Below are 26,754 nucleotides of genomic sequence, written 5' to 3' on the forward strand. Positions count from 1 at the left end.
TCCCGAGACCCACTGAACGCCGCATGAGCCACTCCATCTCGGGAGCAGTCGCAGGGCGTCCCTCGAAGCCCGGCAGGCTGACGGCTTCGCTGATGCGCTCGATGAGAGGCAGGAGCCGGGCGTGCTCGATGTTGCCTGGTTGCCGGAAGACCAAGCTCGAGAACCGGCTACCGAGAGTCCGTGTGGCGAGGCGAACCCCGAGGAAGACCTGCTTCTCGGCCATCGTCTGGTGGCGGAGGTGCTTCTGCATCGTCACCATGTGCTCTGACCACGACTGCACATCTGGGGTGTCCAGAGGTGAAGGCGTGAGCTGGTGCAATCGTCTGGCCCACTCAGCCGAGGGATAGGGACGGGTCGTCACCCGAAGGTGCAGCCGATGTCCCGCCAACCAGCTCAGCGCGTCGCCCGTGCCGAAGAGCAACCGCTCCCGCTGAGCGTCCGAGCGGAACGCCCAGGGCTGCGTGGGCAAACGAAACCATGCCCACGCCTCGTCCTGCGTGAAGCAGATGTTGTCGTCGATGAAACGCAGCGCGAGGGCGGCCCGCGCGACCTTGTCCGTCTTAGACATCACGCACCCTCACCTTCACGGTGCTGGCCTGTACTAGCCGAGCAGGCAGGGCGCGGGGACGAGGAGCCGCTGCCTCTGCTCGTACGAGTCCGAGGACGCTGCTCAACGGTCGCTCGTGGTCGATGACGCCACTCAAGCCGTAGGTGGCCAGAATCGCCAAGACCATCTCCCACACGGGAGGGACGCTGACGCGCATCGGCAGGATGGCCTCGATTAAGAGAATGGCGACGAACAGAACCAGCCAGATCCCGTACGCCGAGTACCTCGCAGTCCAGGGCAGGGTGAAGCCCCGCGGTCCCAGCCACACCGCGTCAACGCGGTAGACCTCGTCATCCGGTCGCAGGCGCATGACATCACCCGGCGAACACGAACGAGGCGAGGTTGTCAGCGAAGCCGTAGATGAGCGCGGCGCCACCGATCACGACGCAGCCAAGCATCACGTTGGTGACCGTGAGCGCGTTCTGCGACATCTGTCCCTTACGGGCACTCGCGATGATGCCGATGCCGATGAAGAGCAGGACGATCGGAATCAGGTTCTTGACGCCCCACTCCACGAGACCTTCGGAGTTGAGGCGAGGGGCGGCCATCACGGCCAAGTTGTTGATCCACTGCATGTCGTTACCTCCCGAGATGGCTCACGGAGGCTGAGCGGCCGGACGCCGTCTCTCCCGAGTGAGCACGGACAGTTCCTGGTGAGCTGTACGCAACCACCAAAGCAAGGATCGAAGGGCGGCCGCGAAAGTTATCCACAGACCTCGCTGGATCCGGCGCGCCGCAGGACTCAGTGCGGGATGGACGTCGTCGCTGGGTTGCCATAGGGCAAACAAACAGGCGAAAGCATGGACGTCGTTACCACCCGCGCGGGACGTTTCGCCCCGTCCCGGGCAGCGCAGCTGTCATACCTGCGCAAATAGCCGTGACGCAGGGCGCTGGTACTGTTCCGCGGGTTATCACTGCGAGAGGCGGCCACGGTGGGCAACACCACGAACATCTACTGCGATGAGAGTTGCCACCTACCAGACGACGGCCAACGGGTCATGGTGCTGGGCGCAGTAACCTGCCCGGTGGATAAGTCACGCGAGGTCTCGCAAAGGCTGCGCGAAATTCGTGAGCGACACCACCTGCCGGCACCCTTCGAAGTGAAGTGGACCAAGGTGTCACCGGCCAAGTTTGACTACTACCGCGACCTCGTCGACTACTTCTTCGACGATGACGACTTGAAGTTCCGCGCAGTGGTCGCCCCCAAGGAGGGGCTGAACCACGCCCAATTCGATCAGACACACGACGACTGGTACTACAAGATGATGTACCAGTTGCTGACGCGGTTGCTCGTTCCCGGGTCGACCTACCGCATCTACCTGGACAAGAAGGACACACGCAGCGGAGAGAAGGTCGATCGGCTGCACCGCGTGCTTAGCAACAGCGTGTATGACTTTGACCGTCGAATCGTGGAGCGAGTCCAGATCGTGCAGTCGCATGACGTCGCCCAGCTGCAATTGGCTGACCTGTTGCTGGGTGCAATCTCTTACGTCAACCGACACTTGGACGGCAGCCGCGCGAAACTAGGTCTAGTCGACCGCATCCGGGAGCGGTCCGGGTACGACCTCACGCGTTCCACGCTGCTTCGCGAGGAGAAGTTCAACATCTTCCACTGGCGGTCCGCATGAATCACGGCTGGCCACCACTTGGCCTTCACCTCAACGATGCAGGCGGCGACTTCTGGGGTTACGTCGACAAGTGCTATCAACTCTATTACGACACGGTTCACGTGCAACCGCGCCCGTGGCCAGTACCGGGACAGTCTCTCAATATAAAAAGACAGCCCGTCGACGAGAAGGGCCGGTGCAACACGTTCTGGCACCTGGTGACCGAGGGCGAGATCGAAGATGAACGCACTCCGAGCACCTCGCGATTGGAGCGCGTTGGTTGGCCCATGGCCCTCATCAGTGAATTCAATGACATCTACCCTGCGGCTCAGTCATCCCGGATCCGCTGGTGGAAGACCAAGCGCGGAGCAGAAGAGCGCTACGCCATCGCGCTAGAGGACTTTTCATACGTCGTGATCGTGGCCGACCGTAAGACATACTGCTTGCTCTGGACGGCCTACCCCGTCGAGTATGAGAGCCGGCGCAGGAAGCTCCGCCGCGAGTTCGAAGAGTTCTGGAAATGACTAGAGCCGCCCTCACTGAGGACGGCTCCGCTACTCCTTCTACCGCTGGTAGATGAGTTGGCTACAACCTAGCACCAGTGTCCGGTGCTTGGTACCCCGTTCCGGGGTGTTTGGCATCACCTCCTGGCGGCTTAGCCGCGGTACACGCCGTAGCGGCTCCACGTACGAGGACTGCGCTCACATGGCAAGGCCGCCCACCTGCGCGTAGCAGCCCGCACAGCAACGCCCCTTCACGTCCACGACCCCCAGCGCACACCTGGACGTTTCAGAGGAAAGTCATCTCACCCCTGCGGACGGCTACGCACAACCCCGCCGTGCCTACGGATCAGAAGGTTTGGGGTTCGAATCCCTACAGGCGCACAGATCAGGACCGCAGGACATCTTCGGATGTCCTGCGGTTCTTGCGTTTCCGGGCGTGGCCGCAGATGCGTGGGCCGCTGCCCCGGAGTCCGTCCACTCACAGCGGTTCGAGATCGACGGACTCCAGATACAGGGGAACCAGCAGTGCAGCGAGAACCGCCACGACCACCAGCGTCATGCCCAGCGCCACCCAGACCCACGGCCGGGGCGAGCGGCGTACGCGCCGAGCCATCCAGGGCGTGACAGCGAGGACGACGACCACTGCGCACCACAGCGCGACCCTCGTCTCGTCGGTGAAGTGCGTGGCAAAGCTCTCGAGCACGGACACCTCCACCACTGCCGCCGCCTGGACCTGACAGCGGGTGCTTTCACGCGGTGGGCGACATCACGGCGCGACCTTCCGTGTCAACTGACCTACTTGTCGCAATATCGAGGGGTACATCTCTCGGGTCTCTCTCGTGGGGGCGCTTCAGCAACGCCCCGGCCCGCTCTACCAGGAGACCCCTGTGATCACTTCTGCGCGCCCTGCTAACCCCTCCGTCGACCGCCGTACGCTCATGCGTGCAGCCGCCTGGACGGCCCCCGCCGTGACGCTCGCGGCCGCCTCGCCGGCGTACGCCAGCTCCGGCCTCGGCGCGAGGCCCGGCGCCTGCCGCGTCGTCCAGGTGACGCGCAGCAGCTGGAGCGTCGTCACCGGCGGCATCGTCGACCGAGGCAACACCGGGTGGCTGGTCCGCGGCCAGTACGACCAGCCCGGCATGGTCAGCAGCGCCCAGGCCACGTGGTTCGACGGGACGAAGACGGGTGCCGGCACCTCGGTGCAGCCCGACGACTCCTTCCTCTCCTTCGGCAACAACGCGTCGATGACCGGGGCCACGGTGATCAAGGTGCGCTACGCCTTCGAGCTGACCGGCTCGGCGACCGTCCAGCTCGAGGGTGTCGTCCGGCTCGGCTACGGCGACTCCGGCACCCCGGTCCAGCTGACCGAGCGCCAGGTGCTCGACGTGGCGGTGGTGGACGGCAACCAGAACGTGCGCGTCGCCGGCATCGCCCACCGCCGTCGCAACGGCAACACCTACTACCCCGCGACGGCGGACTCCGCTGCCTACGCGCTGCTCGCCCGCACGGACGAGGAGGTCGGCGCGCACCACACGCTGCACACGGCGATCCAGGGGGAGCACACCTACCGCGCGGAGTACACCAGCCAGCCGATCGCCCTGACGGGCAAGAGCTCGGTGCGACGCACCGTGCACCTCGACTACACGCTGACGCTGGACCGCCGAGCCAGCAGCGCCTGGGTCAACGACGACGTGGTGATCAACCCACCGACGGTGACCGTCTGCCAGTGACCGTCTGCCACTGACCGTCCCCGACTGACCATCCCCGAGACGCGGACCGGCGGGCGCCCCTGCCGCGCAGGAGCACCCGCCGGTGCTGGGCAACGCAGGGTCAGCCGATGACCTTGTCGCAGCCGCTCGGCCGCGAAGTTCCCATCCGCTTGGTGCTGGAGATCTCGTCCTCCAGGGCCGAGTCGGTCAGGTCCATGCTGTAACCCCAGGGGCGCAGGCACACGGTGTGCCCCTTGTAGTCCTTGTCCTTGAACAGCTTCCACCAGTCGCCGGTGTTGTTGGAGACGCTGGAGGCGTCATCGCCGAAGGTGGTGTCGTAGATCCCGCACGACAGGTCGCACGGGTCGTTGTGGAAGTCGCTGTCGTACGACGCCCTCTCCAGGCAGGTCGGCGTGTAGTTGTCGCTCGCACAGATGTAGAGCCGGTTGGACGGACCAGCCGCCTGCGCGGGCACGGCGCCCACCAACATCACCAGCACGCTCGCCATGAGCATCCCGCTGAACCGGACCACGGTGGTCTTGAACTTCATCTCGTCACTCCCCTGTGTATGAAACGGACGCGTCGACACTAGGAGCGGTTCTGCGCCACGCCGGGGGCGGTTCCATGCCCCGGGAAAGGTCGCCGCGGGGCCTTCGGCTCGGGTATGGGAGCGCCACTCGTGCGTCGCCGGACGAACCTGTCGGCGCCGCGTGGCACATTTGCTCGCGTGCCGCTCACCTTGCACCACGCCACCCGCACCGACCAGCTCGCCGACGAGCTCGCCGGGCTGCTGGCGACCCCACTGCCCGACCCGTTCGCGCAGGAGGTCGTCGTGGTGCCCGCGCGCGGCGTGGAGCGGTGGCTCACCCAACGGCTCTCGCACCGACTCGGCACCGGCGAGCGCGGCGGCGACGGAGTCTGTGCAGGCGTGCGCTTCATGGCCCCCCACTCCCTCGTCTCCATGCTGCTCGGCCGCGAGCACGACGACCCGTGGTCGCCCGACCACCTCGTCTGGCCGTTGCTCGGCGTCATCGACGACTCCCTCGGCGAGGCCCAGTTCGCGACCCTGGCCGACCACCTCGGCCACGGCGACCCCGACGACGAGCGCAGCGCCCGCCGCTACTCGGTCGCGCGGCGGCTCGCCGGGCTCTTCTCCTCGTACGCCGTGCAGCGCCCCCCGCTGCTGGCCGACTGGCGCGCAGGGCGCGACCTCGACGGCTCAGGTCACCCGCTCGACCCGGACCTGCACTGGCAGGCCGAGCTGTGGCGTCGCCTCGAGCGGGTCGTGCCGGCCGACCCGCCGGACGTGCGGCACGCCCACACCCTCGAGCGGCTGCGCAGCGGCGGCGACGGGCTCGACCTGCCCGCCCGCCTGTCCCTCTTCGGCCACACCCGCCTGCCGGCCTCCGAGGTCGAGCTGCTGCGGGCGCTGGCCGAGCAGCGCGAGGTGCACCTCTGGCTGCCGCAGGCCTCGCCCTCGCTGTGGGACGACCTCGAGGGCGCCGCCGCCGAGGGCCCGGTGCGGCGTGTCGACGACACCTCCGCACGCCTCGTCGACCACCCGCTGCTCGCCTCGCTCGGTCGCGACAGCCGTGAGCTGCGTCGTACGCTCGGCCCCCTGCCCGCCGTCACCCCCGACTCCGAGCCGCCCCTGCCGGCCACCCTCCTCGGCTGGCTCCAGGGAGACCTGCGCAGCAACGCCGCCCCCGACGCCGCCACCCGTGCCGCCCGCGTGGTCACCGACGACGACCGGTCGGTGCAGATCCACTCCTGCCACGGCGCCGCCCGCCAGGTCGACGTGCTCCGCGAGGTGCTCGTCGGGCTCCTCGAGGACGACCCGACGCTCGAGCCGCGCGACATCCTCGTGATGTGCCCCGACATCGAGAGCTACGCCCCGTTGATCTCCGCCGGGTTCGGCCTGGCCGACGTCGCCGAGGGCGCCGAGGCGGCCTCTGCCCACCCCGCCCACCAGCTTCGGGTGCGCCTGGCCGACCGGGCGATCGGGGCGACCAACCCCCTTCTCGGCATCGCCGCCACCCTCGTCGAGCTCTCCGGTGGCCGGATGACCGCGACCGAGGTGCTCGACCTGGCGGCCGCCGCGCCCGTGCGGCTGCGTTTCGGCTTCACCGACGACCACCTCGAGCGGATCTCCGGCTGGGTGCGCGACGCCGGCGTCCGCTGGGGCCACGACCTCGCCCACCGCGGACGCTTCGGCCTCACCACCGACGCCAACACCTGGCTCACCGGCATGCGCCGCGTCCTGCTCGGGGCCGCCATGTCGGGCCAGGGCCACCGCTTCGTCGGCGCGACCCTCCCCCTCGACGACGTGGGTGACGCCGACCTCGACCTGCTGGGGCGCTTCGCGGAGTTCGTCGACCGGCTGCACACCTTCACCACCGCGGCCACCGCAGCGCACAGCGCCGCCGACTGGAGCACCGCCCTGAAGGAGGGCGTCGCCGGGCTCACCCAGGTCACCCTCGACGACGCCTGGCAGGAGGCCCAGTTCACCCGCGAGATGGAGCGGATCACCAGCGGGCCGAGCGAGGGCAGCACCCGGCTGCGCCACGCCGACGTCCGCGCGCTCCTCGCCCGCAGCCTGCGCGGACGTCCCACCCGCTCCAACTTCCGCACCGGCACTCTCACGGTCTGCACCATGGTGCCGATGCGTTCGGTGCCGCACCGCGTCGTCGCCCTGGTCGGCCTCGACGACGGCACCTTCCCGCGGATCTCCTCGGTCGACGGCGACGACGTGCTCGCCCGCTCCCCGATGACCGGCGAGCGCGACCTGCGCTCGGAGGACCGCCAGCTTCTGCTCGACGCCATCGGCGCCGCCACCGAGACCCTCGTCCTGACCTACAGCGGACGCGGCGAGCACACCGGCGCGGAGCACCCGCCCGCGGTGCCCGTCGGTGAGCTCGTCGACGCCCTCGACGCGACGGCCTCCCGGCCCGGCGGCGAGGCGGTGCGCGACCACGTCGTCGTCCAGCACCCGCTGCAGCCGTTCGACGAGGCCAACCTGGTCGCCGGCCGCCTGGTCGGCGACGAGCCGTTCAGCTTCGACCGCACCGCGCTCGCCGGCGCCACGGCCGCGCGTACGCCCGTGGTCGCCGTCCGCGAGCTCGTCCTCGCCCCGCTGCCGGTGGTCGCCGCGGAGGAGGCCTCGGTCTCCCTGGCCGACCTGCACGACTTCTATCGGCACCCGGTCAAGGCGTTCCTGCGCTCACGGCTGCGCGTCACCACCCCGCTCGACGGCGAGGAGGGCAAGGACGCGGTCCCGATCGAGCTCGACGCCCTCGAGCAGTGGGGCGTCGGCGACCGTCTGGTCCGCGACGTCCTGGCCGGCGCCGACCCCCGGTCGGCGATGGTGGCCGAGCAGCTGCGCGGCCTCCTGCCGCCGGGCGACCTCGGCGTCGGGGTGCTGACCCAGATCGTCGGCAAGGTCCGTCCGCTCGTGGAGTACGCGGTGCCCCTGCGGGCCGGGACGGCCCACGCGGTCGACGTCGACATCGACCTGGGCGACGTCCGCCTGACCGGCACCGTGCCCGACCTCTACGGCAACAACCACGTCACCGTCAGCTTCTCGAGCCTCGGGGCCAAGCACCGGATCGCCGGGTGGATCAACGCGCTGGCGCTGGCGGTCGGCGCCCCCGACCAGAACTGGACCGTCCACACCGTCGGGCGCTACCGCTCCAGCGGGAAGTTCTCGATGATCAGGCCGCTCCCGGTCGACGAGGCGACGGCGTGGCTGCGCGACCTCGTACGCGTGCAGCAGCAGGGGTTGCGAGAGCCGCTGCCCCTCCCGCTCAAGACGTCCCTGGCGTGGGCCGAGGAGCGCGTGCACGAGCTGGGCGGCCGCGAGGTCAATCCCGACAGCGCCGCCGTGCGCGAGTGGCTGACCCCGCCCTTCAACGACACCGGCTTCCCCCGCGAGGACGGCGACGCCTGGCACGTGCGGGCCTTCGGCGCCCAGGCGCCGTTCGCCGTGCTGACCCACGACCTGCGCCCCGACGAGGTGGCCCTGGACACCGGGCTGCCCGAGGGCGTTGCGTCCCCGCACCGGCTCGGTCACTACGCGTGGCGGGTGTGGGGTCCGATGCTCACCGGTGACCGCGAGCTCGTGAGGGGGATCTGACGTGCAGGCGTTCGACATCGCCGGTCCGCTGCCGACCGGGACCACCCTGCTGGAGGCCAGCGCCGGCACCGGCAAGACCTGGACCATCGCGGCCCTGGTCACCCGCTACGTCGCCGCGGGCGAGGCCTGCGTCGACGAGCTGCTCGTCGTGACCTTCACGCGTGCCGCCAGCCAGGAGCTCCGCGACCGCGTACGCGGACAGCTCGCCGACGCCGCACGGGTGCTGACCGACCCCTCGGCGGCCGACCCGACCAACCGGCTGCACGGCTGGCTCCTCGACGGCGACGAGGCCGAGCTGCGGCTGCGCCGCGAGCGGGTCACCGACGCCCTGACCTCCTTCGACGCCGCCACGATCGCCACCATCCACCAGTTCTGCCAGCTGGTGCTGCGCGGCCTGGGCGTGGCCGGTGACACCGACCCCGACGCCGTCCTCGTCGAGGACCTCGAGCAGCTCACCGGCGAGGTCGTCGACGACCTCTATCTGGCCCGCTTCGCCGGCACCACGACCCCGCCGTGGGACCGGGCCACCGCGATGCAGATCGCCCGGGAGGTGGTCGACGACCCCGGCGCCCGGATCGAGCCGCAGGCCGCGCTCGACGACCAGCCCGACTCGGTCGCCGCGGCCCGGGTCCGTTTCGCCCGCGACGTGCTCGACGAGGTCGAGACCCGCAAGCGACGTCTCGGCATCCTCAGCTACAACGACCTGCTCTCCCAGCTGGCCGACGCCCTCGAGGACCCCGCGGCGCCCGCCCGTCACCGCATGCGGCACCGCTGGAAGATCGCCCTGATCGACGAGTTCCAGGACACCGACCCGGTGCAGTGGCAGGTCTTCGAGCGCGCCTTCGCCGGCGTCTCCACGCTCGTCCTGATCGGCGACCCGAAGCAGGCCATCTACGCCTTCCGCGGCGGTGACATCGCCTCGTACCTCCGCGCCGCCGAGCTCGCCACCCACCGGCAGACCCTCGGCACCAACTTCCGCTCCGACGCCCCGCTGCTCTCCGCGGTGCAGTCGATGCTGGAGGGCGCCGAGCTCGGCTCGCCCGAGATCGTGGTCCACCCCGTGCAGGCCAGGCACACCGAGTCCCGCCTGGTCGGGGCCGGCGCGCCGCTGCGGATGCGCGTCGTGCGCCGCCACGAGCTCGGCGTCGGTCCGCGCGCCAAGGCCCCCGTCGACCGGTGGCGCGAGCACGTGGTCACCGACCTCGCGCGCGACATCAAGAAGCTCCTCACCAGCGACGCCACCTTCGACGGCAAGAAGGTCCAGCCCGGGCAGGTGGCCGTGCTGGCCGCGCGCCGGGCGACCCTCCAGGCCGTGCAGAAGGCGCTGCAGGACCTCGGCGTGCCGGCGGTCGTCAACGCCGGCGGCTCCGTCTTCCACACCCCGGCCGCCACCGAGTGGCTGACGCTGCTCGAGGCCCTCGAGCAGCCCCACCGCAGCGACCGGGTGCGGGCCGCCGCACTCACCTCCTTCTTCCCCCACGACGCCGTCGCGCTCGACCTCGACGAGGGCCGGCGCGGAGGCGGCCTCACCGACGAGCTCGCCGAGGAGATGCGGGTCCTGGCCAGCGTCCTGAACGCCCGCGGCGTCGCCGCGGTCATGGAGTGCGCGGTGCTCGGTGGACTCACCGCCCGCGTCCTGGGCGTCGCCGGCGGCGAGCGCACCCTCACCGACCTGCGCCACATCGGCGAGCTGCTGCACCGCGTCGCCATCTCCGAGCGGCTCGGCGTCGTCGGCCTCGTCGGCTGGCTGCGCGAGCAGGTGAGCGACGAGAAGCTCGAGGTCGCCTCCGAGCGCACCCGTCGCCTCGACTCCGACGCCGAGGCGGTCCAGCTGGTCACGATCCACGGCAGCAAGGGGCTGGAGTACCCGGTCGTCTACCTGCCGACCCTGTGGGACCGGTGGACCGGCCGCGACCCCCAGGTCGCCCTCTTCCACGACGCCGAGGGCCACCGGTGCCGCGACGTCGGCGGCCCCAGCCCCCACCAGCGGGCCCACCTCGAGTGCTACCGCAAGGAGGACGCCGGCGAGTCCCTGCGCCTGCTCTACGTCGCGCTCACCCGGGCCCAGTCGCAGGTCGTCGCCTGGTACGCCCCGAGCAACAACACACCCTGCTCCCCGCTGCACCGGATGCTGCTGGGTCGCACGCCGGGCATGGCCAGCGTCCCCGACGAGCAACCGCTCGTCGACGACCAGCGGCTCACCGAGATCTTCGGGCACTGGCGCGACGCCGGGGCGTTCACCCCCGAGCTGGCCAACCACGCGCCGATCAGCAAGGCCCCGCTGCAGCCCGGCGAGGAGGCGCTCGACGTCCGTGACTTCACCCGCGACGTCGACGTCGAGTGGCGGCGTACGTCCTACTCGTCGCTCTCGGCGGTCTCCGCCCACCACGCGGCGTACGCCGACGGCTCACTCTCCGAGGTCGAGCCCGACGACGTCCCCGAGACCGGCGACGCGGAGACGCTCGAGGTCGCCCTCGTGGACGACCTGCCCGAGCTGCTGGCGGTCCCCTCACCGATGGCCGACCTCCCGGTCGGCGCGACCTTCGGCTCGCTCGTCCACGCCGTGCTGGAGCACGCCGACCCGGCCGCCGAGGACTGGCGTGAGGAGCTGCGGGGCCACGTCGTCGAGCAGCTCGAGTGGTGGGCCGTGCCGGGGCTGGACGTCGACGCCCTCGTCGAGGCGCTCGTCGCCGTCAGCACCTCGCCGACCGGCCCGCTCACCGGCGGGAGGACTCTGCTGGAGATGAAGCTGCCCGACAGGTTGCGGGAGATGGAGTTCGAGCTCCCCTCGCCGGTGGCGACGTCCGGGGCTACCCCGTCGACGACGTACGACTGGGCGACCTCGCCCCGTTGCTGCGCCGACACCTGCCCGAGGGTGACCCGCTCCTGGGCTACGCCGACCAGCTCGACTCCGACCCGCTGCTGGCCGGACAGGCGTTGCGCGGCTACCTGACCGGGTCGATCGACGTGGTGCTCCGCGTCGAGGTCGACGGGCAGCAGCGCTTCGTCACCGTCGACTACAAGACCAACTGGCTCGGCGACCTCAACGCCCCGCTGACCGCGCACACCTACCGGCCGGCGGCGCTCGCCGAGGCGATGGGCCACTCCGACTACCCGCTGCAGGCGCTGCTCTACACGGTCGTGCTGCACCGCTACCTGCGCTGGCGGCTGCCCGGCTACGACCCGGCGACCCACCTCGGCGGGGTGCTCTACCTCTACCTGCGTGGCATGTGCGGTCCGCAGACCCCCGAGGTCGACGGGATGCCGTGCGGCGTCTTCTCGTGGCGCGCGCCGGTCCCGCTCGTCGAGGCGCTCTCGGCACTGCTGGACGGCCAGCCTGACCCTGCCGGCGGCACCGCCCGGCCCATCCAGCCCGCCAGCACAGGACGGAGCCCGCGATGAGTGACGTCTTCATCCCGACCGGGACCCACGACCCCCGCCTCGTACGCTCCGAGCACGGCCTCCTGGCCCGCTTCAACGAAGCCGGCGTGATCACCGCCGGCGACGTCCACGTGGCCCCGCCCTCGGCGAGATCGGCCAGGAGCGGGACCCCGACGTGCTGCTCGCCGTCGCGCTCACCTGCCGCGCGGTCCGCAGCGGATCGGTCTGCCTCGACCTCGCCGCGGTGGCCGACGACCTGCTCGGCGCGGCGGTGCCCGACACGGCGCTCCCGACGACCGACGAGGTGGTCGAGCCCACGGCGTACGACGAGCTGCCCTGGCCGGAGACCGAGGCGTGGGTCGCCGCTGTGGCACGCAGCCCGCTGGTGGGGCTGGGCGTCCTGCACTGGACCGGCCAGCTGCTCTACCTGGACCGGTACTTCGAGCAGGAGACCCAGGTCCTCGACGACCTGGTCGCCCGCGCCGCCACCGTGCCCGACCACGACCTGGCCCTGATGCAGGCCTCGCTCGACCGGGTCTTCCCCGGCAACGGGTACGACGAGCAGCGCGCCGCCTGCCTGCGCGCCGCCCACCAGTGGACCACCGTCATCACCGGCGGCCCGGGCACCGGCAAGACCACCGCGGTCGCCGGCCTGCTGGTGGCGCTGCACGAGCAGTACGCCGCGCGCGGCCAGCGGGTCCGGATCGCGATGGCCGCCCCCACCGGCAAGGCGGCGGCCCGCCTCCAGGAGGCCGTGCGCGGTGCCGCCTCCGACTTCAGCGACGAGGACCGGGCCCGGCTCGAGGGCATCCAGGCCAGCACCCTGCACCGGCTGCTGCGCCTCGACCCCGGCAACAGCACCCGCTTCCGCCACCACCGCTCCAACCGCCTGCCCCACGACGTCGTGGTCGTCGACGAGACCTCGATGGTGTCGCTGACGCTGATGGCCCGCCTGCTGGAGGCCGTGCGCCCCGACGCCCGACTCGTGCTGGTGGGCGACCCCGACCAGCTCTCCTCCGTCGACGCCGGAGCGGTGCTGGGCGACCTGGTCGACGGCTACCGCCACCGCGCCGACTCCCCGGTCGCCGCGCTCTCCACCTCCCACCGCTTCCAGGGCGGGATCGGCCTGCTCGCCGAGGCGCTGCGCAGCGACGACCCGGACGCCGTGCTCGCCGTGCTCGGCCACGGCCACCCCGACGTGGAGTGGGTCCGCGACGGTGACCCGGCGACGACGATCCGCACCGTCACCCTCGACGTCGCCCAGCGCGCCCGGGACGCGGCGCTCACCGACGACCGCTCGGGCGCGATCAGCGAGCTGGCGGCCCACCGCCTGCTCTGCGCGCACCGCGACGGCCCCTTCGGCGTCACCCACTGGAACCGGCGCATCGAGCAGTGGCTGAGCGCGGTGGTGGGCGACCCGCTCCAGGAGGCCTACTACGTGGGCCGACCGCTCCTGGTGACCAGCAACGACTACTCGCTGGGCGTCTACAACGGCGACTCCGGCGTGGTCGTCCAGACCGACCAGGGGCGCCGCGTCGTGATCGACACCAGTGACGGGCTGCGCGAGTTCGCCCCCTCACGGATGAGCGACGTCGACACGATGCACGCGATGACGATCCACAAGGCCCAGGGCAGCCAGGCCCGCGAGATCACCGTGCTGCTCCCCCCCGAGGACTCCCGGCTGCTGACCCGCGAGCTCTTCTACACCGCGGTCACCCGCGCCCAGGAGAAGGTGCGCGTCATCGGGTCGGAGGCCGAGGTGCGGGCCGCCGTGCAGCGTACGGCCCAACGAGCCAGCGGCCTCGCCGATCGCCTAGCGGGAGGCTGACGAGGCACGCCGCGGAAACCCGCCCGTCACACCGATTGAGTAGGGTCGTGACGGCGCAGCACGCGTACGCGGGTGCGTACGGCCGTCGCGCCACGACCAGTACCGCCACGAGGAGACCCCTCGACGAGGAGACCACGTCATGCCCTTCCTGCTCCGCCTCGAGCTGCCCGACGTCCCCGGTTCGCTGGGGCGCGTCGCGAGCGCCATCGGTGAGTCAGGAGCCGACATCGAGGCGATCCTCATCGTGGAGAAGACCGACCGCGGCACCGCCATCGACGACGTCCTGCTCGAGCTCCCGCCCGGCAAGATGCCCGACTCGGTGCTCTCCGCGTGCGCCACGCTCGACGGGGTCAAGGTGCTCTGGATCAGCCGCTACGCCGCCGGCACCAACCTCACCATGGACCTCGAGCTCGTCGAGGAGCTGACCGCCCACCCGGGCGAGACCCACGAGCGGATGCTCCGCCTGATGCCGGAGACCTTCCGCGTCGACTGGGCGGTCCGCGCCCGCAAGAACTCGCACGGCGAGGCCGAGATCGTCGACCACACCGGGGCGGCGCCCGAAGAGGTCCGCTGGTTCGACGTCGACCGCGCGAGCCACGTCGAGAGCTGGGACGACAACCAGGTCGTCTGCGTCGTGCCCCTCGGCAGCGAGATCTTCCTGCTGGGCCGCCGCGGCGGCCCCGAGTTCCTCGACTCCGAGGTGGCACGCATGGGCCACCTGGTCGCGCTGTCGAACTCGATCCGCCACGGCGGCTTCGGCAGCTGACCGCAGCAGGCCCGGCGGACGACGGCCCGAACGACGGCCCCGCCACGGTCCGGGCGACCGTCAGGCCGCCGGCCGCCCCGTCCGCTCCCGGGCCAGCTCGACCAGCTCGGCGCAGCTGTCGGTGAGCGCGGCGCGGAACTCCTGCGGGTCGTCGAGCACGTCGGCGTACGCCAGGACCCCGAGCAGCATCCGCTGCCCGTAGCTCCACACCATCACGTTGCAGCCCACGCCGTTGCTCGGCGGACCGTCGATGTGGAGGTCGCCGAAGACCCGGCCACCGAGGCTGTAGGGCTCGGCAGGTCCGCGCACGTTCGAGACCAGGATCGAGGCGTCGACGTCCTGCTCGGGGTCGGCCATCCGCTCGAGCGTGCCGCGGATCGCCTGCTTGGCCAGGAAGGGCGGCAGCACGTCGAGCCAGTCCGCGACCAGGTCGACGCCGAGCAGCTCGAGCCGCCTCTTGGCGGCGGCGGAGACGGTGCTGATCTGCTGCAGCCGCTCCCACGGGTCGGCGACGTCGGTCGCCAGTGACGTGGTGAACGACCAGAACCGGTTGCCGAACTGCCGCACCGGCGCCCCCGGCGCCTCGGCGGCCATCGGCACCGACGCGAGCAGCGGCCGCTCCGGCACGCCACCCCGGGAGGCGAGGTGGCGCTCGCAGGCCCCTGCGACCACCGCCAGCACCACGTCGTTGAGCGTCACCCCGGCCGCCGTCTTGACCGCCTTGAGGTCGGCCAGGTCGAGCGAGGCACGGACGTACGCCCGGTGCGGTGACCCGAGGCTGTTCAGTGCGGTGCGTGGGGCGCCCGCTGACGGCTGCGGCACGTCGACCCCGCTGCCCAGCCGTTCGCTGCGGACCCGGCGCACCGCCCGCACGGTACGGACGACCAGCCACGGCACGCGCAGCAGCATGACCAGCATCGTGACCACGGCTCCGACCAGCAGCCGCAGCCGCCCTGGCACCCGCTCGGCGCGGAACGGTCGACCGTCGTGCCCCGGCACCGGCGGCAAGGGATCGAAGGGCAGGTCGGAGAAGACCCGCGCGATCGTCGTCATCGCCCCGGCCCCGTCGGCCAGGGCGTGGTGGAACTTGAGCGCGACGGCCTGGCTGCCGTCGTCGAGACCGGTCACCAGCCACACCTGCCACAACGGGCGGTCCGTCGGGAGGTGCTCCTCCGCCAGGCTGGCGAACCACGCCTCCAGCTCGGCGGGGCCGCCGGACACGGTCACCTCGCGGACGTGGGCGCCGAGGTCGAAGTCGGGGTCGCGCACCGCCACCGGCGGCTGCAGGTCGCCGGGCACGCCGACGATCCGCCAGCGCCACGACGGCAGCTCGTCGAGCCGGGAGTCGAGGTGGGCACGGAGCTCGGCCAGCGTGAGGGTCGCGTGCTCGCCGGCCAGCACCCCGATCACCATCGAGTTCATCGGTTGCCCTGGCAGGTCCATGTGCAGGAAGCCGGCGTCCTCGCCGTTGAGCCGGTGCATCACGCCGCCTGCTCGCCGACGCTGCGTCGACGTGCTGCTCTCGGCGCAGGTGTCTGCGCAGGTCTCGGCATGGCTCTCTGCATTGGGACGGCCCCCTCCAGGCGTGCTCCCGCGGTCCTGACGAACTCGCCGGACGCCCTCACGTCCGGACAGGAGCGACGAGCATGACACGGACCGCGCGATCGAGTCACGTGTCTCGTTTCGGAGGGCGGACGACGGACTGGACTGGCATGTCCAGTCAGGTTTGACCCCTCAATGTGATCTGGTTCACACTCCTTGGAGTTGTCTGAGACGTGGCTTACAGTCGACGAGCACGTAAGTGACCGGCCGGTAACGAGGGAGACGTTGCCGACCCGGACTCTTGAGGGAGGGTCCGGCGCATCCCGGTCATGCAAGGGACGAGGGAGCCCCACATGCCGCAGTGCGCCAGCTCGACCCTGCCCGCAGGATCGGAGACGGTGGTCGCCGCCGACCCCACCGGCCAACCCAACCCCGCGCTCGTCGCAGCCGCGCTGCGTGCCGGCGGCACCGGGCTCCTCGACGCCCCCACCCCCACCGCGTACGCCCGTGCGCACGCCGAGCTGACCCGTCGCCGCGCGCTCGACGCCTGGCTCCGTCCGGGCCCTGCGCTGGACGCCGCGGCCGAGCAGGTCGCCGCCGCGGTCGTCGTGCTCGAGCTGGCCGGCCGCGGCGCACCGGCTGAGGTCGTCGCCCGGTGGACTGCCCCCGGTCGGCGCCTCATCGCCCAGGTCACCAGCCGCGCGGAGGCCCTCGCGGCCCGCGACGCCGGCTTCGACGGACTGCTCGCCTCGGGCTGCGAGGCCGGTGGCCGGGTCGGCGAGACCGAGGCCTTCATCCTGCTCCAGCAGACGCTCGACCTCGGGCTGCCGGTCTGGTTGCGCGGCGGCATCGGCCTGCACACCGCGGCGGCCGTGGTCGCCGGCGGTGGCGCCGGGGTCGTGCTCGACACCCAGCTGGGCCTGACGCGCGAGTCCCTGTTCGACGCCGCGACCCGCACCGCCCTGACCGCGATGGACGGCAGCGAGACCCGTGTGGTCAACGGCGTCCGCTTCTTCACCCGCCCCGACCTGCCGTCGGCGCAGGTCAGCGAGGAGACCGGCACCGACGAGCTCGTCGGCCGGCTCGGGGCCTCGATCACGACCCACCTGGTGCCCTTCGGCCAGGACAGCGCCACCGCTGCGGGGCTGGCCGAGCGCTTCGTGACCGTCGGTGGGGTGGTCCAGGGGATCACCACCTCGATCACCGAGCACCTCGCCGCGGCGGCGACGGCTCCCCCGCTGGCGCCCGGCGCCGGCGTGAGCGTCGCGCACGGCACGACGTACCCGATCGCCCAGGGCCCGATGACCCGGGTGAGCGACCGTGCAGGGTTCGCCGACGCGGTGGCCACCGGCGGCGGCCTGCCCTTCCTGGCGCTCGCCCTGCTGCCGGCCCACGAGGTCCGCGCGCTGCTCACCGAGACCAAGGAGCTGCTCGGCGACAGGCCGTGGGGCGTCGGCCTGCTCGGCTTCGCCCCGCCGGAGCTGCTCACCGAGCAGCTGGCCGTGGTCCACGAGGTCGCGCCGCCCTTCGCGCTCGTCGCGGGCGGTCGCCCGTCGCAGTCCGCAGCGCTCGACGCGGCCGGCATCGCGTCGTACCTGCACGTCCCCTCGCCGGGGCTGCTCGACCGTTTCCTCGCCGACGGCGCCCGCGCCTTCGTCTTCGAGGGCCGTGAGTGCGGCGGCCACGTGGGCCCGCGCTCCAGCTTCGCTCTGTGGGAGGCGCAGATCGAGCGCCTGATGGCGGTCGAGGACCCGGAGAACCTGCGCGTCCTGCTCGCCGGCGGCATCCACGACGCCCGCTCGGCCGCAATGGCCGGCGCCGCGCTCGCGCCGCTCGCCGCGAAGGGCGCCCAGGTCGGCGTCCTGATGGGCACCGCCTACCTCTTCACCACCGAGGCCGTCGCCGCCGAGGCGATCCAGCCGGCCTTCCAGGAGGTGGCCGTCGCGTGCGACACCACCGTGCTGGTCGAGACCGCCCCGGGCCACGCCACCCGCTGCGTGGAGACCGACTTCGTACGCGCCTTCGCCGCCCGCCGTGACGAGCTGGTCGCTGCCGGCGTCGACGCCAAGGAGCGCTGGGCCGAGCTCGAGCAGCTCAACCTGGGCCGCCTGCGGATCGCCTCGAAGGGGCTGACCCGCGGCGAGTCCGGCCTGGAGCCGGTCGACGTGGAGCAGCAGCGCGCCGAGGGCATGTACATGATCGGCGAGGTCGCCACCCTGCGCCACGAAGTCACCACCGTGGCCGACCTGCACGCCGAGGTCAGCGCCGGCAGCGCCGCCTGGCAGCTGCCCGGCATGGAGACCGAGGCCGCAGCGGCCCCCGAGGCCGACCCGTTCGACATCGCGATCGTCGGCATGGAGTCGTTCTTCCCCGGCGCGGTCGGCGCCGAGCAGTTCTGGGCCAACGTCGTCGCCGGCACCGACCACGTCACCGAGGTGCCGGCCGACCGCTGGGAGGCCGACCTCTACTACGACGCGGAGGCCACCGGCCGCAGCGCCGGCCACAAGACCCCGTCGAAGTGGGGCGGCTTCATCGAGGCCGTCGGCTTCGACCCGCTGGCCTACGGCATCCCGCCGGCCTCGCTCGCCGCGATCGAGCCGGTCCAGCTGCTCAGCCTGGAGGTCGCCGCCCGCGCCCTGGCCGACGCCGGCTACGCCACCCGCGACTTCGACCGCGAGCGCGCCTCGGTGGTCTTCGGCGCCGAGTCCGGCAACGAGCTCGGCGGCATGTACGGCGTACGCGCCTTCCTGCCGCAGCTGCTCGGCGAGGTGCCCGACGAGCTCCAGGACTGGCTGCCGACGCTCACCGAGGACTCCTTCCCCGGTGTGCTCGCCAACGTGATCGCCGGCCGCATCGCCAACCGCCTCGACCTCGGCGGGGTCAACTACACCGTCGACGCCGCCTGCGGCTCGTCGCTCGCCGCCCTCGACGCGGCCTGCAAGGAGCTGCGTACCGGCACCTCCGACCTGGTCATCGCCGGTGGCGCCGACCTGCACAACGGCCTCAACGACTACCTGATGTTCTCGTCGGTGCACGCCCTGTCGCCGACCGGACGTTGCCGCACCTTCGACGCCGACGCCGACGGCATCGCGCTGGGTGAGGGCATCGCCGCGGTCGTGCTCAAGCGCCGCGTCGACGCCGAGCGCGACGGCGACCGGATCTACGCGGTCATCGACGCCGTCGCCGGCTCCTCCGACGGCCGCCACCTCGGCCTCACCGCGCCCCGCAAGGAGGGCCAGCAGCGGGCGGTCGTCCGGGCGCTCGAGGCCTCCGGCGTCGACCTCCACGAGGTCGGGCTGGTCGAGGCCCACGGCACCGGCACCGTCGTCGGCGACCGCACCGAGATGGCCACCCTCACCGAGCTGTTCGCCGAGGCTGACGTCGAGGCCGGCTCGGTCGTGCTCGGCTCGGTGAAGTCGCAGATAGGCCACACCAAGTGCGCGGCCGGGCTCGCCGGGCTGATCAAGGTCGCCAAGGCCGTGCACCACGGCGTGCTGCCGCCGACCATCAACCTGGTCGACCCCAACCCGTACTACGACCCCGAGGCCAGTCCCTTCCGCTTCCACGACAAGGCCCGCCCCTGGGCCGCGGAGACCCGCCGTGCCGGCGTCAGCGCCTTCGGCTTCGGCGGCACCAACTTCCACGCGGTGGTCTCCTCCTACGACGCGGGCGACCGCCCCGCCCACAGCCTCACCCAGTGGCCGGCCGAGCTCTTCGTCGTCCGCGGCGCGACCGAGGCCGACGCCGCCAAGGCCGTCGCCGGGCTGCGTACGACCGTGGCCGCCGTCGCCGAGAGCGACCCGGGCGCCCAGCGCCACCGGCTGCGTGACCTCGCCTGGGCGGTCTCGCGCCAGGGCCGCGGCCCGGTGCGGGCAGCGTTCGTCGCCTCCTCGTTCGCCGAGGTGCTGCGCCGCCTGGACGAGGCCGAGGCGCGTGGCTTCGCCGCGACCGACGCCGCCGAGCGCGGTCAGGTCGCCTTCCTCTACCCGGGTCAGGGCAGCCAGCGTCCGGGCATGCTCAACGACCTCTTCGTCACCTTCGGCGGTCTCGACGACCTGCTGCGTGAGGGAGCCGAGTGGGCGGGGCCGATGTTCCCGCCGACCGCCTTCACCAAGGAGCAGCGCGCCGCCCAGCAGGCCGCGATCACCTCCACCGACGTCGCCCAGCCCACGCTCGGCATCGCCGCCGTGGCGATGACCCGCCTTCTCGGCCGGGTCGGGATCACCCCCGACGTCGCCGCGGGCCACTCCTACGGCGAGCTCGCCGCGCTGGCCGCCGCCGGCTCCTTCGACGACGCCACTCTGCTGTCGCTGAGCGCGGCCCGCGGTCGCGCCGTGCTGACCGCGGTCGAGCGCTCGGGCGGTGACCCCGGCACCATGGCCGCCGTCTCGCTGACGCTGCCCGAGGTCACCGAGCGGATCGCCGCCTGGCCCGACGTCGTGGTCGCCAACCACAACGCCCCCCGGCAGGTCGTCGTCTCCGGCCCGACCTCGTCGGTGCGCGCGTGCGTCGAGGCGCTGGAGGCCGACGGCGTACGCGCCACCCTGATCCCGGTCGCGTGCGCCTTCCACTCGCCGCTGGTCGCCGAGGCGTCGACGATCCTGGCCGAGCGCCTGGCCGAGGTCGAGGTCTCCGCCCCTGCCTTCCCGGTCTGGTCGAACAGCACCGCCGAGCCGTACCCGAGCGACCCCGCCGCCGTCCGCGCGCTGCTCGCCGACCAGGTCGCCGAGGGCGTCCGTTTCGTCGACCAGGTCGAGTCGATGTACGCCGCCGGCGTCCGCACCTTCGTCGAGGCCGGCCCCGGCCGCGTCCTGTCGGGCCAGGTCGCGAAGATCCTGGGCGACCGCTCGCACACCGTGGTCGCCACCGAGGTGCCCGGTGAGCCCGGCGTACGACGCTTCCTCGAGGCCGTCGCCCAGCTCGCGCTGCTGGGCGTCGAGGTCGACGAGTCCAGCCTCTTCGCCGGTCGCGCCGACGCCGTCGACCTGCGTACGTGGCCGCTCAAGGCCCCCGGCTGGACCATCGACGGCGCCTTCGTACGTCGCGCCGACGGCACCGTGCTGCCCAACAGCTTTCAGCCCGCCGGGACCATGCCGGCGCTGGCGGCCGCCGCTCCCGCGCCGGTCGCGGACCCCGTCCTCACCAGCAGTGCCGTCGCCAGCGACGAGGAAGGACTCCACATGACTGCCTACGACGCGGACACGTCCGGCCACGCCATGGACGCCCCCACCTTCGCCGGGTCCGGTGCCGACGCCGTGGTCCACGAGTACCTGCGCTCGATGCGCCAGGTCGTGGCCGCCGAGCGCGACGTGCTGCTGCGCTACCTGGGCGCGCCCGCTGCTGCGCCCGTCGCCGCGCCCGTTGTCGCCGCCCCCGCAAGGCAGCGTCATCACGAGGGGTCGGCCCAGCAGCCGCTCGTGATGACGTCCGCAGAGCCGACTCCGCAACGTGATCACGAGCGGTCGGCCCAGCAGCCGCTCGCGATGACGCCCGCCGCCCCGATCGTGCCCGTCGCCCCTGCCGCAGCCCCGGCCCTCGACTACATGGCCGAGGTCCAGGCCGTCGTCTCCGAGCGCACCGGCTACCCCGTCGACATGCTCGAGCCCGACCTCGACCTCGAGGCCGACCTCTCCATCGACTCCATCAAGCGCATCGAGATCGTCGGCGAGCTCGCCGAGCGCATCGGCCTCGGCACCGGCGGCACCCTCGCCGACGACGTCGTCGAGGAGCTCTCCCGCCACAAGACCCTGCGGGCGATCGTCGACTGGGTCACCGCCCAGGTCGGCGCGCCGGCCACCCTGCCCCGGCAGCCGAGGCACCTGCCGCGGTCTCGGCCGCCGGGGCACCCGCCGCCGCAGCTCCCCCCGCCGTGCTCGCCGTCGACCTGATGGTGGCCGTGCAGGAGGTCGTCTCCGAGCGCACCGGCTACCCCATCGACATGCTCGAGCCCGACCTCGACCTCGAGGCCGACCTCTCCATCGACTCCATCAAGCGCATCGAGATCGTCGGCGAGCTCGCCGAACGCATCGGCCTCGGCACCGGCGGCACCCTCGCCGACGACGTCGTCGAGGAGCTCTCCCGCCACAAGACCCTGCGGGCGATCGTCGACTGGATCGAGGCGCAGTCCGGTACGAGCGCCCCCGCGGCCCCGGCTCCTGTCGCGCCCCCCGCTGCCACCGCCCCGTCGACTCCCACCCAGGCAACTGCCCCCGCCGAGGAGCTGGTCCTGCCCACGGCCCTCTTCGAGGTCGTCGTCGAGCCGCTCGGCCCGACCATGGCCCTGGGCGACCTGTCCGGCGCGACCGTCGCCCTGGTCGAGGGCCACGCCACCCTCACCGACGAGGTCGAGTCGACACTCTCCGACCGCGGCGCCCAGGTGGTCCGCGTACGCCACACCGACGCGCACGAGCACCAGGAGCTGCTCGCCCAGGTCGACGTCCTGCTCGACCTGGGCGCCACCGCAGGTGACCCCCGCGTCGACGCCCGCACCGTCTTCGGCACGGTCCAGCCGGCCCTCCTGGGCCGGGCCGGCCGGATCCTCGCCGTCGGCGTCGCCCTCCACGCCGACCCCGAGCGGGTCGACGCGAGCGGCACCCCGACGGGCCTGCCGGGGATGTTCCGCTCCCTGGCCCGCGAGTACGCCGACCGGGTGCTGCGCTCGGTCGAGATCGACGCCGACGACCTCGTCGGTGACCTCGCCCCGCTGGCCGCTGCCGTGGTCGACGAGCTGCTCGACGTGGACGCCCCCGCGGCGCTGTCGTGGGCCGGCGGCCTGCGCACCACCCGGGTCGCGGGCGAGGTCCGTCGCCTCGAGGAGCAGGTCGCAGCGCTCGACCTGACCCCGGAGTCGGTCGTCGTGCTCACCGGCGGAGCCCGCGGCATCACCGCCCGGATCGCCGAGGGAGTGGCCCGCGCGGCCCGGTGCCGTCTGGTCCTGGTCGGCCGCTCGCCCTACCCGACCGAGGCCGAGGACCCGCGCCTCGCCGACGCCCGTACGCTGCCCGAGCTGCGCCGCCGCCTCCTCGACCTCGGCGAGGTGCGCACGCCGGCCGAGGTCGAGCGCGCCTGCTCCGAGGTGCTCGCCTCCCGCGAGGTGATCGGCACGCTGGAGCGGCTGCGTGAGCTCGGCGCCGACGCCGAGTACGTCGCCATGGACGTCCGCTCCCCCGGGTTCGGTGCGCTGCTCGACGCGCTGCACGCGACCTTCGGCCGTCTCGACGGCGTCATCCACGGCGCCGGCGTGCTCGACGACCGCTTGGTCCGCGACAAGACCGCCGACGGCTTCGACCGGGTCTTCGGCACCAAGGTCGACTCCGCCCGGGCGATCCTCGAGCGCCAGCACCTGGGCATCCGCTTCGTCGTGCTTTTCGGCTCGATCAGCGGCGTCTTCGGCAACAAGGGGCAGGTCGACTACGCGGCCGCCAACGACGCCCTCGACACGCTCGCCCACGCCCACGACGGCCGCCACGGCTGCCGCGTCCTGTCGCTGGACTGGGGCCCGTGGGCCGGTGGCGGCATGGTGTCGCCCGAGCTCGAGCGGGAGTACGCACGGCGCGGCATCGGCATGCTGCCGCCCGCCGACGGCGTACGAGCGCTGCTGCAGGAGGTCGCCCGCCCCGGCGGCGCCTCGCAGGTCGTGGTGATGGCCGGCAGCCCCGACGCCTTCGCGCCCGCTCCGCCGGCCCGCCCGGCCGGTGCTGGGGCCCGGATCCGCCAGGGGACGCTCGCCCCATGACCCGCCGCCGCACCCTCGACCAGGGCCCCCGCCCCGACGACGTCGCCATCGTGGGCGTCGCCGGGGTGTTCCCGGGCGCCGGCGACGCGGCCACCTTCTGGCGCAACGTCGTCGACGGGGTCGACTCGATCACCGACGCCCCCGCCAGTCGCTGGGACCCGGTCTTCTTCGACGCCGACGCCAAGTCGGCGGACCGCTTCTACACCCGGCGCGGGGGCTTCGTCGACGACGTCGCGACCTTCGACCCGCTGGCCTTCGGAATCATGCCGGTGGCCATGGAGGGCTGTGAGCCCGACCAGCTGCTCGCCCTCGGCGCCGCGGCGGCCTGCCTGGCCGACGCCGGCGACGTCCACGAGGACGTCGACCCGAGCAAGGTGGCGGTGCTGATCGGTCGCGGTGGCTACCTGGGTGACGGGATCGCCCGCCTCGACCAGCGCGTACGCACGGCGCAGCAGGTCGTCGAGGTGCTGCGCAGCGTGGTCCCCGGCATCACCGAGGCGCAGCTCGACCGGGTGAAGTCGCAGTTCCAGGACTCCCTGGGCCCGGAGCGTCCCGAGGGCGCGATCGGCCTGGTGCCCAACCTGGCGGCCTCGCGGATCGCCAACCGCTTTGACTTCCAGGGGCCGGCCTACACGGTCGACGCCGCGTGCGCGAGCTCGCTGATCGCCGTCGAGCAGGCCGTCGACCTGCTGCGCTCGGGCCGCAGCGACCTGGTGCTGGCCGGCGGCGTGCACCACTGCCACGACCTGACGTTGTGGAGCGTCTTCTCCCAGTTGCGCGCGCTGTCGCCCAGCGGCGGGATCCGCCCCTTCTCCGACGCCGCCGACGGTGTGCTGATCGGGGAGGGCACCGGCCTGATGGCGCTGCGTCGCCTGGCCGACGCCGAGCGCGACGGCGACCGGGTCTACGCGGTGATCCGCGGCACCGGCGTGGCCAGCGACGGGCGCGGCTCCTCGCCGATGAGCCCGCGCCTCGAGGGGCAGGTCCAGGCCGTCACCGCTGCCTGGCAGGCGGCCGGGCTCGACCCGCGCGACGTCGGGCTGGTCGAGGCCCACGGCACCGCGACCCCGCTCGGCGACCGCACCGAGCTCGCCACCCTGCGCAGTTTCTTCGGGGCGTACGACCCCGCCTCCGGCCCCCGCGCGGTGCTCGGGTCGGTGAAGTCCAACATCGGTCATGCCATGCCGGCCGCCGGCGCCGCCGGGATGATCAAGGCAGCGCTCGCGCTGCACCACCGCGTGCTCCCCCCGACCCTGCACGCCGAGGAGCCGCACGCCGACGTGGAGTCGACGCGCTTCCGGCTGCTGTCCCAGGCCGAGCCGTGGGAGGGCGACGGCGAACGGCTGGCCGGCGTCAACGCCTTCGGCTTCGGCGGGATCAACGCCCACGTGGTGCTCTCGGAGGCCCCGGGACGCGATCACGAGGGTGGCCCGGGGGCGACGCTGACGACGGCGTCCGGCGAGCGGCCCGCGCCCGCCCCGACCGCCGACGAGGAGATCATCCTGCTCGCCGGCACCGACGCGATCGACCTGCTGCGCCAGCTCGACGAGCTCACCGCCAGCGGGCGCACCGCGACCACCGTCGTACCGCCCGCCGACGCCGGCCCCGCCCGCCTGGCCGTCGTCAACCCCGACGAGCGCCGCCTCACCCTCGCCCGCAAGGTGCTTGCCCGCGGCACCGCCTTCCGCGGCCGCAACGACGTCTGGTTCGACCCGACGGGCCTGCTGCGCGACGGCGAGGTCTGCTTCCTCTTCCCGGGCGTCGAGCCCGAGTTCGACCCGCAGGTCGACGACCTCGCCGAGCTCCTCGGCCTGCCGTGGATCAGCACCGCGTCGGCCGCCGACGGGGTCCAGGGCCAGGGCATCGGCATCACCGAGGTCGGCCACTTCCTCGCCGACGCGCTGGCCGCGATCGGGGTCCGCCCCGACCAGATCGCCGGCCACAGCCTGGGCGAGTGGACCGGCCACGTGGTCAGCGGGATGATCCCCTACGAGCACGTCCACACCATGCTGGCCGGGCTGCGGCCGGGCGTGATGGAGTTTCCCGACGTCGTCTTCGTGGCGCTGGGCTGCGGGGTCGAGGTGGCCGGCGAGATCATCGACGGGGTCGCCGACGCCCACGTGAGCCACGACAACTGCCCACGCCAGTCGATCGTCTGCGCGCCGCAGGCGGCCGTGCCCGAGCTGCTCGCCCGCGCCAAGGAGCGCAGGGTGATGGCCCAGGAGATGCCCTTCCGCTCCGGCTTCCACTCGCCGCTCTTCGCGCCCTACGTCGACGGGCTGCTCCAGCTCTTCCGCACCCTGCCGATGAGCCCGGCCGCGGTGCCGCTCTGGTCGGCCACCACACTCGAGCCCTACCCCGACGACGAGGCCTCGATCCAGGCCCTCGCGACCCGGCACCTGCTCGAGCCGGTCCGCTTCCGCGAGCTCACGCTGAAGCTCCACGCGCGCGGCGTCCGGGCCTTCGTCCAGGTCGGCTCGGGCAGCCTCAACGGCTTCCTCGACGACACCTTACGCGGCGAGGACGTGCTCACTGTCTCGGCCCTGCCGGCACCCGGCGCCCGGTCGTCGCACTCGAGCGTGGGGCAGCTGCGACGAGTGGCGGCGGCGCTGTGGAGCGCCGGCTACGACGTCGACCTGGCCCCGCTCGGCCACGGTGACCGCAGTGGCCGCAGGGACCCCAAGGACCGCAGTGGCCGCACGGTCGAGGGGGCGCCGCGCGACGACGTACGCCCGTCACCGCGCGCGGGCATGCCCGTACGCCTGGGGTCGACGCTGGTCCGCGACCTGACGCCGCTGGCTCCCCAGGCCCCCTCGGGCGTCACCGCCCCGGGCACCGCACCGGAGCTGCCGGCGCCGACGCCCACCACCTCGCCGTTCGCCAGCGAGTTCCAGGCGCTGGTGCGCGACGCGACCCAGGCCGCGCAGCAGGTCGTCGCAGCGGC

General features: G+C 72.5%; 14 protein-coding genes and 1 pseudogene. 11 read left to right on the forward strand and 4 right to left on the reverse strand.

Annotated elements, in window-relative coordinates:
* Nucleotides 1-921 precede the first annotated feature (921 nt).
* Entirely contained in the window at nucleotides 922-1,182 is a 261-nt protein-coding gene (locus E2C04_RS16700; protein WP_135833461.1) for a hypothetical protein, read from the reverse strand.
* A 357-nt stretch (nucleotides 1,183-1,539) separates the two neighbouring features.
* On the opposite strand from E2C04_RS16700, the gene E2C04_RS16705 reads away from it, so the two are divergent.
* Nucleotides 1,540-2,235, forward strand: a complete 696-nt coding sequence (locus E2C04_RS16705) for a DUF3800 domain-containing protein (RefSeq protein WP_135833462.1) — start codon at nucleotides 1,540-1,542, stop codon at nucleotides 2,233-2,235.
* The gene (locus tag E2C04_RS16710; protein WP_135833463.1) at nucleotides 2,232-2,738 is read left to right on the forward strand and encodes a hypothetical protein; all 507 of its coding nucleotides are present in this window, start codon (nucleotides 2,232-2,234) and stop codon (nucleotides 2,736-2,738) included. Before E2C04_RS16705 ends, E2C04_RS16710 begins: the two co-directional genes overlap by 4 nt.
* A 457-nt stretch (nucleotides 2,739-3,195) precedes the next feature.
* Here E2C04_RS16710 and E2C04_RS16715 read toward each other — a convergent pair whose 3' ends face one another.
* A complete protein-coding gene (locus E2C04_RS16715) occupies nucleotides 3,196-3,426 on the reverse strand; it encodes a hypothetical protein (protein WP_135833464.1) in 231 nt (76 codons plus the stop codon).
* 178 nt (nucleotides 3,427-3,604) lie between these two features.
* On the opposite strand from E2C04_RS16715, the gene E2C04_RS16720 reads away from it, so the two are divergent.
* Complete coding sequence (locus E2C04_RS16720) at nucleotides 3,605-4,447, forward strand: hypothetical protein (RefSeq protein WP_135833465.1); 843 nt, start codon at nucleotides 3,605-3,607, stop codon at nucleotides 4,445-4,447.
* 100 nt (nucleotides 4,448-4,547) lie between these two features.
* On the opposite strand, the gene E2C04_RS16725 is transcribed toward E2C04_RS16720, so the two are convergent.
* Nucleotides 4,548-4,976, reverse strand: coding sequence for a peptidase inhibitor family I36 protein (locus E2C04_RS16725; RefSeq protein WP_135833466.1), 429 nt, complete (start codon nucleotides 4,974-4,976; stop codon nucleotides 4,548-4,550).
* Nucleotides 4,977-5,153: 177 nt separating this feature from the next.
* On the opposite strand from E2C04_RS16725, the gene recC reads away from it, so the two are divergent.
* From recC to E2C04_RS16745, 5 genes are all read left to right on the forward strand, one after another.
* Nucleotides 5,154-8,558 (forward strand): exodeoxyribonuclease V subunit gamma, encoded by a 3,405-nt coding sequence (recC, locus tag E2C04_RS16730; RefSeq protein ID WP_135833467.1) that lies wholly within the window; start codon nucleotides 5,154-5,156, stop codon nucleotides 8,556-8,558.
* Nucleotide 8,559: 1 nt separating this feature from the next.
* A complete protein-coding gene (locus tag E2C04_RS16735; RefSeq protein WP_238694355.1) occupies nucleotides 8,560-11,511 on the forward strand; it encodes a UvrD-helicase domain-containing protein in 2,952 nt (983 codons plus the stop codon).
* Entirely contained in the window at nucleotides 11,409-11,960 is a 552-nt protein-coding gene (locus tag E2C04_RS20410; protein WP_238694356.1) for a PDDEXK family nuclease, read from the forward strand. Before E2C04_RS16735 ends, E2C04_RS20410 begins: the two co-directional genes overlap by 103 nt.
* A 154-nt stretch (nucleotides 11,961-12,114) precedes the next feature.
* Entirely contained in the window at nucleotides 12,115-13,767 is a 1,653-nt protein-coding gene (recD, locus tag E2C04_RS16740) for an exodeoxyribonuclease V subunit alpha (RefSeq protein WP_238694357.1), read from the forward strand.
* 139 nt (nucleotides 13,768-13,906) lie between these two features.
* Nucleotides 13,907-14,533 carry an ACT domain-containing protein gene (locus tag E2C04_RS16745; protein ID WP_135833468.1) on the forward strand — a complete coding sequence of 209 codons (627 nt, stop codon included), beginning with the start codon at nucleotides 13,907-13,909 and terminating at the stop codon, nucleotides 14,531-14,533.
* A gap of 60 nt (nucleotides 14,534-14,593) precedes the next feature.
* Here the strand turns inward: E2C04_RS16745 and E2C04_RS16750 are convergent, their stop codons facing one another.
* Nucleotides 14,594-16,015, reverse strand: a complete 1,422-nt coding sequence (locus tag E2C04_RS16750) for a wax ester/triacylglycerol synthase family O-acyltransferase (protein ID WP_135833469.1) — start codon at nucleotides 16,013-16,015, stop codon at nucleotides 14,594-14,596.
* 413 nt (nucleotides 16,016-16,428) lie between these two features.
* On the opposite strand from E2C04_RS16750, the gene E2C04_RS18905 reads away from it, so the two are divergent.
* The 3 genes and pseudogenes from E2C04_RS18905 to E2C04_RS22200 all read left to right on the forward strand — a co-directional run.
* Nucleotides 16,429-21,963, forward strand: a complete 5,535-nt coding sequence (locus E2C04_RS18905; RefSeq protein ID WP_202977822.1) for a type I polyketide synthase — start codon at nucleotides 16,429-16,431, stop codon at nucleotides 21,961-21,963.
* Entirely contained in the window at nucleotides 21,945-23,810 is a 1,866-nt protein-coding gene (locus E2C04_RS18910; protein ID WP_202977823.1) for a KR domain-containing protein, read from the forward strand. The genes E2C04_RS18905 and E2C04_RS18910 overlap by 19 nt, the downstream gene beginning before the upstream one ends.
* A pseudogene (locus E2C04_RS22200) lies at nucleotides 23,807-26,278 on the forward strand (beta-ketoacyl synthase N-terminal-like domain-containing protein); the annotation flags it as partial. The gene E2C04_RS18910 and the pseudogene E2C04_RS22200, both read left to right, overlap by 4 nt.
* Nucleotides 26,279-26,754: the final 476 nt, after the last annotated feature.

This window comes from Nocardioides daphniae, from assembly GCF_004777465.1.
GTDB lineage: Bacteria > Actinomycetota > Actinomycetes > Propionibacteriales > Nocardioidaceae > Nocardioides > Nocardioides daphniae.

Excerpts from the sequence above, each read along its gene's own strand:
- E2C04_RS16750 (WP_135833469.1), bottom strand. The coding sequence starts at position 16,015 with ATGCACCGGCTCAACGGCGAGGACGCCGGCTTCCTGCACATGGACCTG.
- E2C04_RS16725 (WP_135833466.1), bottom strand. The coding sequence starts at position 4,976 with ATGAAGTTCAAGACCACCGTGGTCCGGTTCAGCGGGATGCTCATGGCG.
- E2C04_RS16745 (WP_135833468.1), top strand. The coding sequence starts at position 13,907 with ATGCCCTTCCTGCTCCGCCTCGAGCTGCCCGACGTCCCCGGTTCGCTG.
- E2C04_RS16700 (WP_135833461.1), bottom strand. The coding sequence starts at position 1,182 with ATGCAGTGGATCAACAACTTGGCCGTGATGGCCGCCCCTCGCCTCAAC.
- E2C04_RS18905 (WP_202977822.1), top strand. The coding sequence starts at position 16,429 with ATGCCGCAGTGCGCCAGCTCGACCCTGCCCGCAGGATCGGAGACGGTG.
- E2C04_RS16710 (WP_135833463.1), top strand. The coding sequence starts at position 2,232 with ATGAATCACGGCTGGCCACCACTTGGCCTTCACCTCAACGATGCAGGC.